The organism is Paenibacillus sp. cl130, from assembly GCF_900116035.1.
Taxonomy (GTDB): Bacteria; Bacillota; Bacilli; order Paenibacillales; family Paenibacillaceae; genus Paenibacillus; species Paenibacillus polymyxa_B.
In genome coordinates this window covers 1,130,593-1,149,187 of record NZ_FOYG01000001.1, presented here as the reverse complement: position 1 = coordinate 1,149,187, position 18,595 = coordinate 1,130,593, and the positions used below count along the sequence as shown (strand labels likewise).

The following is an 18,595-nucleotide window of genomic DNA, read 5'->3' as shown; positions in this document are numbered from 1 at the left end:
GGATGGAACGATGAAAAAATTAGGATTTTTATTCCCGGGGCAAGGCTCTCAATATGTAGGCATGGGTCAAAGCTTATACGATGAATATTCAGTAGCAAGAGAAACCTTTGAAGAGGCCGAGGATGCGCTAGGGGTTGATCTAAAGACGCTTTGTTTCACAGGTTCCATGGATGAGCTGACTCTGACCGCTAATGCCCAGCCTGCCATTTTGACCGTGAGCATCGCAGCTTTTCGTGTACTGATGCAGGAATTGATGCTTGCTCCATCTCTGGTAGCGGGTCACAGTCTGGGAGAATTCTCGGCATTGGTCAGTACAGGGGCGCTTGCTTTTTCGGATGCGGTGAAAATAGTACGTCAGCGGGGCATTCTGATGCAGGAAGCTGTTGCTCCCGGTACAGGAGCGATGCTGGCGGTAGTCGGGAGTCATGAGCGTGAGGTGGATGAGGTGTGCCAGAAAGCCTCGACAGCCGGTGTATCGGTCGGCATTGCGAATTATAATTCCTCTGAGCAGCTCGTCATTTCGGGTCATACTCCTGCACTGGAGAAGGCAGAAGAGGAACTGAACCGTAGAGGAATCAAAACGATTCGCCTCAAGGTGGGCTTTCCGTTCCATACGAATTTAATGCGGAGCGCTGCGGGGAAATTTCGGGAGGAGCTGGAGAGATATGATTATGGCCGTTTTCAATGGCCTGTGCTCTCTAATGTTACAGCGACACCCTATGCGGATCGTCGTTATATCCTATCTAACCTGACGTCCCAGATGGCACGGCCTGTGCAATGGCACAGAAGCGTTCAATACATGCTGAATCAGGGTGTGAATCATTTTATAGAAATCGGCCCCAAAACCGTATTGAGAAATTTAATGGCTGGTATCACCTCTACGGCTCATTCCTTTGCTTTTGAGCATCCCTCCACTCTGGAATTGCTGCGGAATGCTGATATCGAGAGCAAACCAGATGGTTTGGGTCTGGTGACCTCCTGTATTGCGATTGCGGTTTCAACCCAGAACCGGAACTGGAATAACGATGAGTATGAGCAGGGTGTAGTCGTTCCATACAAAGAATTGCAAAACCTGCGCGAACAATTGATCACAACCGGAACAGAACCAACGTTGGAACAAATGCAGCAAGCTCTGGACAAGCTAAAGTCCATTTTTGCAACCAAATTAACACCAACGGAACTACGGGCTGAACGGTTTGAGCAGATTTTCAGCAATACGCATACACGCGAATTATTTCCCGCGTTTCAGGTCAGCTAATCGCAGCGAACACGAGGAACGGAAGGGAGTACGATGATGACAAAAACAGGATTCAATCTGGCGGCTCTTCAATTCAATGAACAGGATTTTCAGGACGCGGGTCCGATCGCGGTTAATGAGCTGCGAGATTCGGATATTGCAGTCATCGGGATTAGCTGTAAAATTGCCGAAAGTGAAAATGCAGCTCAGTTTTGGGATCTTCTGCGGGCGGGGCAGGACGCTATACGCCCTTTTCCTGCCCGACGAAAAAGGGAGCTGGAGAGCCTCTTCCAAGCCGGGCTGTTAAATGAACAAACGGCATTAAATGAAGGTGGATTTCTAGAAGAAATTGATAAGTTCGACTATCCCTTTTTTCAACTTTCTCCGGCTGAAGCGCGATTGATGGACCCAAACCAGCGACTATTTTTGGAGTCTGCCTGGGCGGCGGTTGAAGATGCGGGGTACGGTGGTAAAAAGCTTTCCGGTAGTCGGACAGGAGTCTATGTCGGCTACAGCAGTGATTTTGGTGAGGAGTACAAGCGGTTTATAGCAGAAATGGCTCCTTCATCAGCTTCTTCAGCGATTCCAGGTAATATCCATTCCATGATTGCCAGTCGGATTGCCTATCTGCTGGATTTAAAAGGGCCCAGTCTGTTGGTGGATACCGCATGTTCTTCATCTTTGGTGGCCATTCACCTGGCCTGCCGGGATTTGCGGCACGGCGATTGCGATACGGCGATTGCCGGCGGGGTGAAGGTCACACTCGTACCTATAAAAGAGGGAAAGGGAGGGGGACTGGGTGTAGGCTCCTCGGATGACCGGACGAGAACGTTCGATAGCGTTTCAGATGGCACAGGCGGAGGAGAAGGTGTAGCCGCTGTTCTGCTCAAACCCTTGAAGCGGGCCATTCAGGATCAGGACCATATTTATGCTGTCATTAAAGGCAGTGCTGTGAACAATGACGGGACTTCAGCCGGGATTACGGCTCCCAATTCGCTGGCAGGAGAGGATGTCATTGTACGGGCCTGGAAGGATGCTGGGATTGACCCGGATACCATTACATATATTGAAGCTCATGGGACAGGCACCAAGCTGGGTGATCCAGTGGAGATTGATGGTATACGGAGAGCCTTTCGGCAGTATACCGACCGGAATCAATTTTGTGCCATAGGCTCGGTCAAAACCAATGTAGGTCACCTGGATAACAGTGCGGGAATCACGGGCTTTTTAAAGGCAGTGCTCGCTTTGGAGCATGCAGAAATTCCGGCGAGCCTACATTTTACCTGCCCAAACCCGGATATTAGCTTTATTGATTCGCCTGTATATGTGAATGACAAGCTGCAGCCTTGGCCCAAGGAGGATTTTCCACGGCGTTGCGGAGTCAGTTCCTTCGGGCTCAGCGGTACGAACTGCCATGTCGTTCTGGAAGAGGCCCCGGTGTGGGCTGAAATGCAGGATGGTGGCCAGTTGGAGCAGGAAACACCGGAAACGGTTCAGCTTTTTACGTTATCTGCTAAAAATGAAACAGTGCTTGCAGCCTATGTGAAGCAATATCAGCAATATGTCATGGAACCCAAAACCTATCCGTTACGCGATCTTTGTTATACCGCCAATACCGGACGAGGGCAGTATGGCTTTCGTCTGGCGATTCTGTGCCGGGATTGGGATGATCTAGGAGCAAAGCTGACTCAAATTCAGACCTCAGGTTTCAGCGGACAAGCGCAACAAGAAGAGTTCATACCGGGTGTGTATTTTGGACGTCATAAGGTTGTATCTGCACAGAAGGAAAAAGAAGCAGGGGAGCTTACGCTGGAGGAATCCAGAAGACTGACAGCATCAGCCAAAGAGAAACTGACCCAGTCTTCATTCGAGTTCGATACGCTGGATTCTCTGTGCCGTATGTATGTTGAGGGAGCAGATGTGGAATGGGAGAGCTTGTATGAAGGCAAAGCGTGCCGCAGACGAAGCATTCCCACCTATCCTTTTGAGCCTAAGCGATGCTGGGTGGAGGTAGAGGAGAAGGCAGTCGTTTCTCAGGCTTCCCATGTTCGAAAATTCACAGAGATGGAAACAACACATCCGCTTTTGGACTATTGTTTGGCAGAAACCGAGGATCAGGATATTTACCTGACCCGTTTCTCTGTTGGGCGTCATTGGGTACTAAGCGAGCATAAGATTATGGAAAACTGTATTGTACCAGGAACCACTTATCTGGAAATGGTTAGGGCAGGGTTGGAAAAATACAAGCGTCCAGGCAAGGTGCTGGAGCTATATGATATCCAGTTTATTTCTCCGCTCATCGTGGATGCAGAGGAAGAAAGAGAAGTACACACCGTTTTGCAACGGGAGGGTGAGACGTTTTCGTTTAAGGTATTAAGCCGGACGGGACCCTCAGTTCAGCCGTGGGAGCAGAATTGGGTAAGGCATGCACAGGGGCGCGCGGTATTTGTAAAGGCAGCCCATCCTGTTATGAGTCTGGGCGATATTCGGACTGAGTGCAACGATCAGGAAGTAGTAGTCGGTGAGAATCATGCCGAAGCTGCTGCTGCATTTTCATTCGGGCCGCGGTGGGAGACGCTACGGACGATTGCAATTGGAACAGATCAAGTGTTGGCTAAGCTGGAGCTGCCCGCAGCCTATCAAATGGATGTAAGTCAATACGTGCTGCATCCCGCTTTGTTGGATGTGGCCGTCGGGGTAGCAAGCCAGAGTTTAGGAAATGGCCTGTTTCTGCCATTTTCATATCACAAGTTGCGCATTTACGACTCCCTTCCACGGCTTTGCTACAGCTATCTGCGCAAAAAAAGCAAGGTCAGGGAAAGTGGAGAAATTTTAACGGTAGATGTGCTCATTCTGGGTGCCGAAGGTCAGGTACTGGTAGAAATTGAAGATTATGCAGTCAAACGTGTACACGAGGCGGATCTTAAACGAACCCGCTATACAGAACATCATAAATATCATCAGATTGTATGGAAAAAGCAAGAACAAGCACCCTCCGAGTATGAAGAAGATACAGTAACCCGGACCGCAAATGATTCAGTGTTATCCACACCGCTGGAAACGATTTTATTATTCACTGATAACCGTCCGATCGGTGTAACGCTACGTGGATTGTTAGCGCACGAAGGGTATGATGTGGTTGAAGTGAAGCGAGGAGTCACCTTTACTAAAATGTCAGACCATGCTTACTTCTCTACGGGTTCCGAGGAAGATCATAGACGCTTGTTGACAGAGATGCGATGTCAGAATGCTAAGAAACTGATATACCTCTGGAACGGGCAGTCTATGGTTCAGCTATTTCATCTGGCTAAGGCAATCGCAGAGACCAAGTCAGCTGTTAAGGAACTGACGGTGATCGCTGAGCAGGCTTATAAAGTGAATGAATTGGAAAATGAATTAAAACCAGAACATGCGGGCTTGTTTGGGCTGGCCCGTGTCATCGGTCAGGAATACCCTGATCTGAGCTGCCGTTGCCTCGATATAGATACAAGCACCCAGCCTTCAGAACTCATTCATTCCCTACGGCACGATGTTGATATATTTCTGGTCGCTTGGCGTAACGGCGAACGTTATGTAGAGCAGATTGAACCTGTGGATCTGACGGAAAGCGAAGTTGACCCGATTACGATCAGACCGCAGGGAACCTATGTCATAACTGGGGGTACTGGCGGGCTGGGATTGGCAATCGGTAAATGGCTTGCTTCTAAAGGTCAGGTCACACTGGGATTGATAGGTCGCAAGCCTTTGCCACCCAAGGAGCAATGGGAGGCCATTGCAAACGCTGATTCGAACGGAAGCCGTAACGTAAGACAGAACTTAAAGCCAGATATGAATACAAGGATGCTGAATACGGTTACCGCCTTACTGGAATTGGAGCAGCAGGGAGCGCAGGTAGAATATTATGCTGTCGATGTAGCTGACGAGACCGCTATGAAGCAAGCCTTGAATGAACTTCGCCACAAGTATGGGGCTATTCACGGTATCATCCATGCTGCGGGTGTGGCTGGAGACGGTTTTATGGCTCTCAAGAGCCAGGACCGCTTTACCGAGGTACTGGCTCCGAAGGTAACAGGCACACATGTGCTTGACCGAATCACCACTGCGGATACACTGGACTTTTTTATTCTTTTTTCATCTGTGACTTCACTGATGGGTGGACCAGGCCAAAGCGACTACACGGCAGCCAACGCCTATCTGGATGCCTTTGCCGAGTGGCGGAATCACTCCGGCCGACGTACGCTTGCCATCAACTGGGCTCCTTGGCAGGAAGTTGGGATGGCTTTTGAGCATGAGGTTGATTTCCAAGAGAGCTTATTTCAGGCTCTGTCCACACAAGAGGGACTGGCCGCTCTTGAACAATTATTGCTTCATCCCGTTCCCCGTGTCATTGTGGGTGGCTTGAATTACGCTCAGGTGGCCGCGCTGGATTCCGCTGCCATTCCTTTCGGATTTTCTCATGAAATGCGGGCTATTCTGGACCGTCATCGTCGGCTTCTGCATGACCATGCGGTCACGTCATCTGCTGCCGTGCGCCGTCCTGTGCAGTTGCGTGGTCGGGCAACAGAACAATATAGCTCATCTGAAAAGGTGATCGCAAGCATATGGGCGGAAGTGCTGGGGCTTGATGAGCTGAACATCTATGACAGTTTTTATGAGCTGGGAGGAGACTCCCTGATTGCTAGTAAAATGGTGGGACAGATGAATCAAAGCTTGTCCAAAAAAGTGGATATGAGCGATATCTTCAACTATATGACGGTCAGCGAATTAGCTCTGTATACGGATGGAGAAGCGAAGCAGCCTCTTCTGACGAAAACGGAGCTGCCTGCACCCCAATCAGCTGACAAAAATCTGATCATTCATCCGGTGGAACAACGTGAGGTGTACCCAGCTTCCTCGACGCAACGTCGATTTTATATGATGCGTCAAATGGCAGGACATAGCACCTTGAACAATCTATGCAGTGCGATGACCATCACTGGTAATCTGGATCATCATCGGTTGGAGAAAGCCATATATGCGGTAATTCGTCGTCATAGCTCGCTGCGCACCGCTTTTGAGTTGCGGGATAACGAACTGGTACAGAGAGTGTACCCGGAGGTAGATTTTTCACTGGAATATAGCGAAGGGGACGGGCGCGAGCTGGAAGCGTATGTGGATGAATTTATCCGTCCCTTTGACCTGAATCGTGCGCCGCTGTTAAAGGCGAAGCTGATCCGGCTGAAGGACGATTCCCACCTCTTTCTGTGCGATGTTGACCATATTGCAGCCGATGGAGCCTCGATTGGTATTTTATTAAGTGAAATGATACAGGGCTATTCTGGACAGGATCTACCGCAACTGCCTATGCAATATACCGATTTTACATTGTGGCAAAATCAGCGTTTGGACAGTGCCGAAATGAAAAAGCAGGAGGCATACTGGCTGGACGTATTTAAGGGGACGCTGCCTGTACTTGATTTGCCTACAGATGAGCCGCGGGCAGCGCAAATGAGTAATGCCGGGGATGTCTATACATTTGATCTGAGTGAGGAATTAACAGCTTTGGCTAAAAAAACAGCGGTACAGCATGGGGTTACGCTCTTTATGCTTCTGTACGCTGTCTATAGCACTTTATTGGCCAAATATGCGAATCAGGAAGAGATCATTATTGGCATTCCAAGCGCAGGTCGCCAGTCGGAAGAGGTCCAGCACATGATTGGGCTGTTCATCAATACGCTGGCCCTACGAACTGCGCCAGCTGAAGATAAGCCTTTCGCAGCATATTTGAAGGAGGTTAAGAAGCACGCGCTTGAAGCCTATAAGCATGAGGATTATCCCTTTGAAATGCTGCTGAATCAGCTTGACGTACCGAGAGACCGGAGCCGGAACCCACTTTTTGATGTTCAGTTTATTTCCCAGAACTTTCGGGGGGAGCCGATGAGCATCAACGGGCTTCGCTTTACTCCGTTGGAAGCTAAGATGGAGGCTGTACAAGTCGATCTGACAGTCATATGGGTTGAAAATGAAGGCAAGCTGCGTTTTCACTTTGAGTATGCGACCCAACTGTTCAAGGGAGAGACCATACGTCGGCTTGCGAGCTATTACAAGAATCTTTTACAAGAAGTTTGTGCTGATGCTTCGCGGCCGATTGGCCTCATTTCCATGAATCAGGCGGAAGAACAGCAGCGAACCCTGTACGAGTGGAATGAAACCCGGGTGAATTACCCACAAGAAAAGCTGGTTCACCAGTGGTTTGAAGAACAGGCCGAACAGCATCCTGAGCGGATTGCTGCCGTCTACGGAGAGCATTCGCTGACTTACAGCCAATTGAATATCAGAGCTAATCAGCTTGCCCGGCACTTGCTAACTTATCATTTGGTACCGGACCAAGCTGTCGGCATCCTGGTTCCCCGTTCGCTGGATATGCTGACCAGCATGCTTGCCGTACTCAAAGTAGGAGCAGCCTATGTCCCTATGGACCCGGAACATCCGACGGAGCGGGTGGCCTACATGCTGGAGGACAGCGGCGTGTCTCTGCTCCTAACTTCTACGGGTACCGCCAGCATCGACACGCTGCGCTTTACAGGATCTGTCATGGATGTAAGTGATCCGGCCTTGTACAGCGGAGATGCTGATAATGTAGCTCTTGCACTTGCGGGCAAGGAGCCTCTGGCACCTCACCATTTGGCTTATATTTTGTACACGTCAGGATCATCCGGTAAGCCCAAAGGAGTCATGGTTGAGCATAGAAATGTAACGAATTACATCACGGCTTTCCAGCATAAATTCCACTTAACGGCTGAGGACGTAGTGCTCCAGCAGGCAGCCATTACCTTTGATGCATCCGTGGAGGAAATATACCCTACATTGGCAGCAGGGGGAACGCTGGCTATGGTTTCACGGGATGAACTGAAGGACATCCAATTGCTGAACCAATTCATTCGCCAGCAGCAAGTGACCGTGGTCAGCGCCTCGCCGTTTATTTTAAATGAGCTAAATCAACTGCCCCCTTTCCCGCATATTCGCACTTACATTAGCGGGGGGGATGTGCTGAAAAGCGAATATGTCACCCAGTTGTTGCGTTCCGCAAAGGTCTACAATACGTACGGACCGACAGAAGCGACTGTCTGTGCTACCTATTATTGTGTGCCGGATATTCCAGCTGTCCATCCATTGCCTGTCGGACGGCCTGTAGCCAATGCTGAGGTATACATCATGAATCGCAGGGGTACGGATGTTATGCCTATCGGGGTACCCGGTGAAATATGCATTTCAGGCTGGGGTGTTGCACGCGGCTATATGAACCGCCCCGAACTGACGCAGCAGCAGTTTGTAGCAAATCCGTGGATACCGGGCGAGCGGATGTACAAAACAGGTGATCTGGGCAGATATCTTGAAGATGGGCAAATTCAATTTTTAGGAAGAGTCGATCAGCAGGTTAAAGTGCGGGGTTACCGCATTGAGCCGGGCGAGGTTGAAAAATCGTTGCTCCAGCACCCGCGTATACAGGATGGAGTGGTGTTGGTTCAGGAAGTCCAGCCTGGTATGCATGAGCTATGCGCCTATATCGTTACAGATCAGGAATTGTCGGTGGCAGAACTGAAGACCCATCTGTCGGTAACCTTGCCTGAATATATGATTCCGTCTTACTTTGTTCGAGTCGATGAGATCCCGTTAACACATCACGGAAAAATCGACCGTCATGCTTTACCGCAGGTTAATGAAAGTATCAAGGTCGGTACGGCCTATGTACATCCAGCTTCACCCCTGGAAGAGCGCTTGGTTGAGCTTTGGTCGGAAATCCTGCACCGGGAGCAGATTGGCACACAGGATGACTTCTTCCTGCTGGGCGGTCAATCCTTGCTGGCAACCAAGCTGGTCTACCTTATTAACAAGGAATGGAATGTAAATCTGACACTGCGCGATTTCTTCCGGGCAGGTACGGTTCAAGGGTTAGCGACCTGGATAGAAGAAATTCAATCGGGCTGTGAACGTGGAATATTAGTGGAACAGGACGGATTAATCAAGCCCTTTAATCTCCGGCAAAAGCCATTGTTCCGCGTTCAGGTTATTCATCAGCCTGCCAACCGTCATTTGCTGTTCATTGATATGCATCATATTATTACGGACGGTCTTTCCCAGGAGATAATCGTCGAGGAATTTGCTCGTTTATACGGGGGCATGAGCTTACCGGAATTGACGATCCAGTATAAAGACTATGCCGTGTGGCAGCGTGAGTTTTTGAACAGTGTGGAATTCCGTCAGCAGGAGCAGTTTTGGCTGGAGCTTTTTCAAGGGGAAATTACAGAGCTGGAATTGCCTACGGATTATGCACGCCCCGATGTGAGAAGAGGTGAAGGGCAAGCCGTTCATTTTGAGCTGGATCAGGAATGGACGTGGAAGTTAAAACGCTTTGCCCTGCAACAAAATGTCACGGTATTTATGGTTCTACTGGCGGCCTATAACCTATTGCTGGCCAAAGCCAGTGGGCAGGAAGATATTATCGTCGGCATTCCGGTATCCGGCAGAACTCATGCGAGCCTGAGTCCTCTTGTCGGCATGTTCGTCAATACTTTGGCCCTTCGCAACACGCCGAAGAAGGACATGACAGTGCACGAATTTTTAATGCAGGTAAAGGAACGCTCTCTCCAGGCTTTTGAGCATCAGGACTATCCGTTCGAGCAACTGGTTGAGAAGTTGAATTTGGCTGGCCAAACAAGTCGCAATCCGCTGTTCGATACCATGTTTGCATTATTGAACGAATCTTCCCGTACCATCGTAGAATTACCCGGCCTGAAACTGACTCCATGTGATGAAGCGGAGTATACAGGAGCACAATTCGATTTAACATTTACCGCAGCTATGACCGACGAGCATATCGAATGTATTTTTCAATACGATGTAGATCTCTTTACCGGGGAGACGGTGGAACGCTTGAGCCGGGAATTCCTTCAAATCTTACACACTGTCCTTGTCAATCCACAGCAAAAGATTGGAGAGCTTCGGATAGAAAAGGTGGCAGTTGACCCGAATCAGCGGGACAGAGAGGAAATACTTGAGTCAGCAAGCGTCCACAAGGAAGAGGACTGGGTGAGTGAGCTTGCCATAGCGGCTTCGGAATCGGTGAGCGAGGCGGAATGGAAGACACTTGTCCATGATTTCAATCAGACAGACATGGGTCCGGGGTCCGTAAAGCTGTTACATCAATATTTCGAGGATCAAGCAAGCCGAAACCCTGAGCAGATCGCTCTCATTTCCGGTCAACAGGAGATCAGCTACGGAGAGGTGAATCGACGGGCGAATCTGGTTGCACATAGCCTACTGGACTCCGGTACCCGGCCGGAGCAAATAGTAGCTATTGTTATGGAGCGCTCACCGGAAATGATTGTTGCTTTATTGGGCGTGTTAAAAGCAGGGGCGGCGTACCTCCCCATTCATCCAGCCGATCCAAAGGAACGGATTCGCTACATCCTGGCAGACGCTGGTGCCGAATGGATTCTGACCCATCAGCAATGCCACGCCAACTGGATAGATGAAGGAATCCAGCAGGTCATCGACGTTGACTTACTGTGTCAGGATCAGCAAGAACGAGGTAATCCAGAGCTTGTCATCCAGCCTGATCATCTGGCTTATGTCATCTTCACCTCCGGCTCAACCGGGCAGCCCAAAGGGGTGATGGTGGAGCATCACGCCTTTAGTGCGCGAGTGGTATGGCTGGCACAACAGCTTGGTTTAAGGGAGCAGGACACGGTGCTGCAAAAAGCATCCTATACCTTTGATGGTTCCATCGTCGAGCTTTTCAGCTGGTTCATGGGCGGAGGACGATTGGTGTTATTGGAGGCAGGTGCAGAAACGGATACCCGTCAATTGCTGGGTACCATTCACAGGCATCAGGTTACAGTGGCTTTCTTCATTCCTACTGTGCTGCAAATGTTTTTGTCAGAGCTTTCAGTCGAGGATACAATCCAAGCAGCCACTTTGCGTTGGGTCATGTCGGGTGGCGAACAGATAGGCCAGGAGCAGGTGCGAAGTTTTAATCTGAAGTTCCCGGAAGCGAGATTACTTAATCTGTATGGGCCTACGGAAGCCAGTGTGTTTGCAACAGCCTATACGTGTACGTCTGTATCTTCCGAAGGTCCGATTCCGATCGGACGGCCTGTGGGCAACACCCGGGCGTATATTTTAAATCAGGAGCTGGCGTTGGTTGGTTTGGGGCAGGTAGGAGAGCTTTGTCTGGGAGGGTGCCATCTGGCACGCGGGTATGTACATCTGGATGGACTTACGGCAGAGCGTTTTATCCCCAATCCTTTTGTACCAGGTGAGCGAATCTATCGGACAGGCGATCTTGCCCGGATGCTGCCTAGCGGAGAGATTGTTTACTTGGGACGATTGGATCAAATGGTGAAAATCGGAGGCTACCGGATTGAGACAGGTGAAATTGAAACAGCCCTCTTGCAAAATAACGACATTCAGCAGGCGGCTGTACTTGATTTGACAGATGAGCAGGGCAACAAGTATTTGTGTGCTTATCTGGTTGTGCAAACCGACTGTACAGTTCGAGAACTGCGGGCATTTTTGCTGGAACGATTACCGGAATATATGACTCCTTTACGTTTTGTGAAGGTGGAGACGATGCCTCTAGGTTCAAGCGGAAAGCTGGACCGTAAGGCGTTAAATACCTTGGGGGTAGAGTTGCCTTCCGGCAAAGAACATACACCGCCCCGCAACGAAATGGAACAGCAACTGCTCCTGTTGTGGGCGGACATTTTCAAAACAGGCGCAGTAGGTATAGATGATCATTTCTTTGAGTTTGGCGGAGATTCGTTGCTCGCTTACCAGTTCATTTTGCGTGTGCGTCAAATGTTGGCCATCGAGATTACTTTAAAGGAACTTTTTGCAGCTCCGACTATTCGACAACTTTCAGATCACATAAGCTCCAGAAGAGTTGAGTGTCATCACGAGGATGAAGCGACAGTCCGTTCCTTGATCCCTGCTGCGACTCCAAGCGCCCATTATCCGGCCTCGTCTGCTCAAATGCGTCTTTTTATGATGCACGAGCTGAATCCAGAGGATCTAAGCTATAATCTACCGGGCGCCATGATGTTGGAAGGAGAACTGGACCTGGCCAGACTTGAGGGAGCCTTCCAAGCGCTTATTCAGCGTCACGAAGCTTTTAGGACCACATTTGATGTGATCAACGGCGAGATTGTTCAGCTTATTCATGAATCTGTTCCGTTTGCCATTGAGTTTTTCAGAACAGAGGAAACCGAGATTAGCAACATACTTCGGTCCGATGGAAAGCTTATGAGAGAAGTCATCCCAGTTCAGCAGCATGCACTGTCATCAGTAAAAGTAGAGAAAAAAGAACGCCGACGGAGGGAGATTTAGCATCATGCATTATGAAGGATATGAAACATCTTCGGCGCAAAAACGGCTATATCTGATTCATGATCTTCTCGGACCTAACATTATCTATAACATGCCCAGCATTCGAATCATCAAAGGAGCGCTGGAGCCAGAGCGGCTGTACAGAGCATGGTGTAGGCTGACAGAACGTCATGAGAGCTTGCGAACGTCCTTTATTCAAAAGGACGGCGAGGTTTTACAACTCGTCCATGAATCCATCGATGTATCGATTCCCTATAGAGAACGTTCGGATCAGAGTACGGATAAGCTTGTTAACGAGTTTATCCGTCCGTTCAATCTGAACGAGGCCCCTCTATGGCGGGCTGAGCTTGTACCTTTGGTTGATGGGGAGATTCTGTTCCTGTTTGATATCCACCATATCATCGCGGATGCGGTAACCATCAACATTATATTTGAAGAGCTGATGGCTCTATATCAGGGACAGGAGCTTGCTCCATTAGAGTTTCAGTATGTCGATTATACGATCTGGCAAAACGATCAATTAAGCGATATTCATATTCAGAAACAGGGTGAATTTTGGCTGAACCAATTTACAGAGGATGTTCCTCTGCTGTCGTTGCCTACGGATGAAAAAGGCTTAAGGTCTGATTACAGCGGTGGGATCGTATCGTACTCGATTGAAGCTGATACGGCTCACTCCTTGCGTGCATTATGCTTGCAGCACAATGTTACGTTGTATATGGTTCTACTCGCCGCGTACAGCATCCTTCTGTCCAAATATGCCGGACAGGAGGATCTGGTCATCGGAACACCTGTCGCCGGAAGGACTCATTCCGAGTTTGAAGGGATTGTGGGCATGTTCGTGAACACGCTCGCCTTGCGTCAGAAACCGCAGAGAACCAAGCGGTTCTCTGATTTTCTGGAAGAAGTGGCAGACCAAACTTTTGCTGCGTTTGAGCATCAGGACTACCCCTTTGATATGCTGGTGGAGCAGGTCAATCCTGAACGGATCAGTGGTCGTAATCCCTTATTTGATGCTTGCTTTGTATTGGAAAATGTACCGCAGCCTGTCGTGCAGGCAACAGAGGTCACGTTTTCTCCTTATACTTTTGAACATAAAATCGCTAAATTTGATATCACCTTGTATGCATACGAAATGCAGGAGGGTATCGGGCTGGAACTGGAATATCGCAAAGCGTTGTTTACGGAGGAAAGCGCCCGCCGGATGCTACGACATTTTGCCAGAATTGTCGAAATCATTGGCGAACAACCCGATATTCGGATTGAAGACATTGATATGGTTACAGAAGAAGAGCGCACCGTTTTACTTCATACTTTTAATCAGACCCACAGCAAAAATGCATACGAAAAAAATTCGCATGGGGTAACCATCCATCGACTGTTCGAACAGCAAGTGATACGGACGCCTGACCATCCAGCCGTGAGGTGGAAAGAAAAGCAACTAACGTATGATGAATTAAATGAACGTGCCAATCAATTGGCGCGGGTTTTACGGCAAAAGGGAGTTCAGGCAGAAGATGTCGTCGGTATTTTAGCTACGCCTGCGTTGGAGATGATTGTTGGTATTTTAGCTATTTTGAAGGCCGGGGCCGCTTATTTACCGATTGATCCGCTCTACCCAGATGAACGGATTCAATATCTATTACAGGATAGTCAGGCGAAAATATGCCTTCTACCGACTGCCAGCACTAGACGCTTTCCTGGAGTGGACATGTTACTGCTCACAGACCAGAGTCTCTATACGGGAGAACCCCGTAATCTGGAGGACAGCAATCAGGCGCACAATGTGATGTACATTATTTATACTTCAGGGTCTACAGGACAACCAAAGGGTGTAATGATTGAGCATCAATCCTTTGCTCGCCTAGTGTTAGAGCCAGGGCCGTTGGCTATTACGCAAGAGGATCGAATATTGCAGACGTGTTCCCTGGCCTTTGATGTGTCGGTTTTTGAACTGTGGGGAACACTGCTGAGCGGGGCAACCTTGTATCTCATTGAAAAAGAAGAGCTTTTATCTGCCGATATACTCGGCAAGAGGATGGCACAGTATGGAATCACGATGGCATGGTTCACGGCTCCTTTGCTAAATCAGCTGATTGATGAGAAACCTTCCATCTTTACTGGACTTCGATTGATCATGACCGGGGGAGACGCCTTGTCTCCGCAGCATATGAAGCTCCTTCGCGCCGCCCAGCCGGATTTAACGATTGTCAATGCCTACGGTCCTTCGGAGAATACTATTTTTACGTCGTTCCATACGATTCAGGAGGACTATGACCATAACGTGCCGATTGGCAAGCCTGTCGCCAATACACAGGTCTATATCCTGAGCGCGTCCAATCAACTTCAGCCCATTGGAGTACCGGGTGAGCTGTGCATTGGAGGTGAAGGATTGGCGCGTGGCTATTTGGCTCGGGAGGAATTAACGGCAGCCAAATTTGTTTCTCATCCCTGGCTCCCAGAAGAGCGTATGTACCGTTCTGGAGATTGTGCCCGATGGCTGGCTGACGGAACGCTTGAATTTTTGGGTCGCATGGATCACCAGGTCAAAATTCGGGGCTTTCGTATTGAAACCGGCGAAATTGAGGCTCGGCTTGCACATATAGAGGGGATTCAGGAAGCAGTCGTGCTTGTTCGTCAGCACAGCGACGGGATCAAATACCTCTGTGCTTACTTTGTTTCCGACGTAGAAATGTCACAGGCAGAAGTCCGGCTGGAGCTGGCTACATATTTGCCGGATTATATGATTCCTGCCTGTCTGATCCGACTTCCGCGTTTGCCACTGAATGTGAATGGCAAAGTTGATCGGAACGCGTTGCCAGAGCCTGATCTTGAAGCACTGCGGGAGAATGAATATGTCCCTCCTTGCAATGAACTGGAACAGGAGCTGGTTCGCATCTGGTCGATGGTTCTGCCCACGAACCTGCCGACGGATCGCATTGGCGTAACGGACAATTTTTTCACCCTGGGAGGAAGCTCGCTCAAGGCTACCAAGCTGGTTTCGCTAGTTTTGCGTGAGTTAGGGATAGACCTACCGCTCACCAAATTATTTACTTTTCCTACCATCCGCCAACTGGCAAGTGCATTGCAGGGAAAGGAAAGAAGTGTGTTTCCAGCCAGAGCAGACACGCTTGTTCTCTTAAAGCCCGGCACAGCGCAGGATAAGCACCTTTTTTTCATCCATGATGGAAGCTTGGATGTCAGTTGCTACATGGAATTGGTCAACGGACTTACAGCTACTTGGAATTATTGGGGCATAAAAATGGATGCTTCGATTCTTGCTGAAAATAAAACAGCCGGGATGAAGGAAGCGGCACACCGATATGTGAATCAATTGAAAAGTATTCAGAAAACAGGCCCGTATTATGTTGCGGGGTGGAGTATGGGGGGAACGCTTGCTTTCGAAATGACCCGACAATTGGAAGAACAAGAAGAACGTGTCGAACTTTTGGCCATTCTGGACACACTGCCACCTTTGAAGTATGGCAAGGAAGATCACTGGGACCACCATATTCAGGAACTGGAGAGGATGGAAGAAACGTTGGATTTTTCGCAGTGGAAGCGAGCATTTCCAGCCAGTGTACTCCCCTTGCTACCGGAATTTAATGAGTTGGGACGGAGTGAATTACTAGAACGCTTTAAAAGTGTGAATCATTGGGTGAAAATGCAGCATGTCTACCAGCCCGATCGAGCTGTAAAGGCCCCTGTATGTTTGTTTATTTCAGAACATACCTGGGAATTAGGATATAAAGGATGGGAATTGTATTGTAAGGGGGAAATGTTCACGCATAAAGTGCCTGGCGATCATTTCTCTATCGTAAAAGGAGCCCAAGCCGTGTCTGTAGGTTTGGTGCTGAATACATTTTTGAGGTAAGATTATGCTCCTGCTTGGAGGTTGAAGACCCCAAGCAGGAGTATTTATTTGATATGATCGTGTAAGTTGGTTTGTAATATTAATTGACATGATGTATAAAAACATATCGTAATGTATGAAAAACCCCCTTGTATGCTTCCAGATTTTATAGTAAAGTATCCAATAATCAACTTTGTTTGAGCATAATATTCACTGTTTGTGAGTATATATCACACTTTCACCACGACCTCACATACTCCTCTTTCTATTTATTACATCACATCTATTCATTACCCTACAGCATCTCTTACACCACTAGATTATGAAAACTTCTGTCCTACTACACCTATTTGATGAACTCGGAACTTGGGACCACAGCTTGAGGACAAGCTTGTCATGTCAATCCAAAGGAATTGGCATTCATCCGGTATCAACGAATTAACAATATATAAGGTGTGAAAGGGGTTTGCTGCATGAGCAAAAAGTATGCAAAACACAAAATCTGGACCGTTCTGCTGGTGCTTGCGCTAGGAGCTGTTTTGGCGCTTTCCGGTTGTGGGGGATCAGGTGAAGGAGCAAAGCCAGAGGCAGGGAAAACACCAAGCGGAGCAGGAGAGGGCGTGCAGGACACACTCATTTATGGACGCGGCGGAGATTCCGTGGCGCTAGATCCTGCCATTGTGACTGAAAGCGAGTCGCTAAAAATCGGAATGCAAGTGTTCGACACACTGCTGGAATATAAGCAAAACACAACGGAGATCCAACCGGGGCTTGCAGAGAGCTGGGAAGTATCACCAGATGGACTGGTCTATACGTTCAAGCTGCGTCAGGGTGTAAAATTCCATGACGGAAGTGATTTTAACGCAGAAGCGGTTGTGTTTAACTTTGACCGCTGGGCTGATCCGAAAAGTCCATACAAATTTGAAGGTGACTCGTTTGACTATTATGATTCTATGTTCGGTCCTGAAGGAAGTAGGGTGATTAAGGAGGTTAAAGCGGTAGATGCGAACAGCGTCCAGTTTACACTAAACAAGCCGCAGGCGCCGTTTTTACAAAATATCGCTATGCCATCCTTTAGTATTTCAAGTCCCAAGGCTATTCAGGAGAAAAAGGCTGATTTCAAGAGTAATCCGGTCGGCACGGGTCCTTTTGTATTTAAGGAATGGAAACGGAACGATACCATCACGCTGGAGAAGAATCCAAACTATTGGAAAGAGGGGCAGCCGAAGCTGGCTAAGATCATTGTTCGTTCCATACCCGACAATACCGCGAGATTTAATGCTCTGCAAAACGGGGAAATTGACCTGATGGAGGATTTGAACCCGGATGATGCAAAGCAGTTAGACGGTAATAGCGAGTTGGTGAAAATTGAACGTCCCTCCTTTAATGTGGCGTACATTGGCTTTAATTTAAAGAAAAAAACCTTCAATAATCCCAAGGTGCGGCAGGCACTGAATCATGCAGTGAACAAGCAGGCCATTATTGATGCATTGTTTGCAGGGCAGGCTAAGCCTGCGGTCAATCCGATGCCACCTACGTTATGGGGGTACAACGATAGTATTCAGGACTATGCCTATGATCTGGATAAGGCTAAATCTTTGCTAGCGGAAGCGGGCTTTCCTAACGGGCTTCCCGAGCCGTTAACCTTCTATGCAATGCCCGTATCTCGTCCTTATATGCCTGACGGCAAAAAGGTGGCAGAGGCCATTCAAGCCGATTTTGAAAAAATAGGCGTCAAAGTAAACATCCAATCCCCGGAATGGGCTACGTATCTGGATGATGTTAAGGCGGGGGAAAAGGATGATCTGTATATGCTGGGATGGAACGGGGACAATGGTGACCCGGATAATTTTCTTTATACATTGCTGGACAAGGATACGATTCCAGGCAATAACCGCAGTTTTTATGTGAATGAGGAACTTCATAAAATATTGGTGAAGGCTCAGGTTGAGGTCGACCAGAACAAGCGTGGGGAACTGTATAAACAAGCACAAGTGATTATTAAACAGGATGCGCCGTGGATTCCATTGGTTCATAGCACACCGCTGATGGCAGGTAAAGCGAACCTCAAGGGTTTTGTACCTTCTCCGGCAGGTATTGAAGCGTACGGAAATATTTATTTTGAATAGCCCAAACGC

4 protein-coding genes are annotated in these 18,595 nt (G+C 48.6%); all 4 read left to right on the top strand.

Annotated elements, in window-relative coordinates:
• Positions 1–10: 10 nt before the first annotated feature.
• The 4 genes from fabD to BM358_RS05355 all read left to right on the top strand — a co-directional run bounded on the left by fabD (position 11) and on the right by BM358_RS05355 (position 18,586).
• A complete protein-coding gene (gene fabD, locus BM358_RS05370; RefSeq protein ID WP_028543122.1) occupies positions 11–1,258 on the top strand; it encodes an ACP S-malonyltransferase in 1,248 nt (415 codons plus the stop codon).
• A 33-nt stretch (positions 1,259–1,291) separates the two neighbouring features.
• The gene (locus BM358_RS05365; RefSeq protein ID WP_231517274.1) at positions 1,292–12,604 is read left to right on the top strand and encodes a hybrid non-ribosomal peptide synthetase/type I polyketide synthase; all 11,313 of its coding nucleotides are present in this window, start codon (positions 1,292–1,294) and stop codon (positions 12,602–12,604) included.
• A 4-nt stretch (positions 12,605–12,608) separates the two neighbouring features.
• Positions 12,609–16,478, top strand: a complete 3,870-nt coding sequence (locus tag BM358_RS05360; protein ID WP_028543120.1) for a non-ribosomal peptide synthetase — start codon at positions 12,609–12,611, stop codon at positions 16,476–16,478.
• Positions 16,479–16,930: 452 nt separating this feature from the next.
• On the top strand, positions 16,931–18,586 hold the full coding sequence (locus tag BM358_RS05355) for an ABC transporter substrate-binding protein (protein WP_023987405.1): 1,656 nt from the start codon (positions 16,931–16,933) through the stop codon (positions 18,584–18,586).
• Positions 18,587–18,595 lie beyond the last annotated feature (9 nt).

Excerpts from the sequence above, each read along its gene's own strand:
- fabD (WP_028543122.1), top strand. The coding sequence starts at position 11 with ATGAAAAAATTAGGATTTTTATTCCCGGGGCAAGGCTCTCAATATGTA.
- BM358_RS05365 (WP_231517274.1), top strand. The coding sequence starts at position 1,292 with ATGATGACAAAAACAGGATTCAATCTGGCGGCTCTTCAATTCAATGAA.
- BM358_RS05360 (WP_028543120.1), top strand. The coding sequence starts at position 12,609 with ATGCATTATGAAGGATATGAAACATCTTCGGCGCAAAAACGGCTATAT.
- BM358_RS05355 (WP_023987405.1), top strand. The coding sequence starts at position 16,931 with ATGAGCAAAAAGTATGCAAAACACAAAATCTGGACCGTTCTGCTGGTG.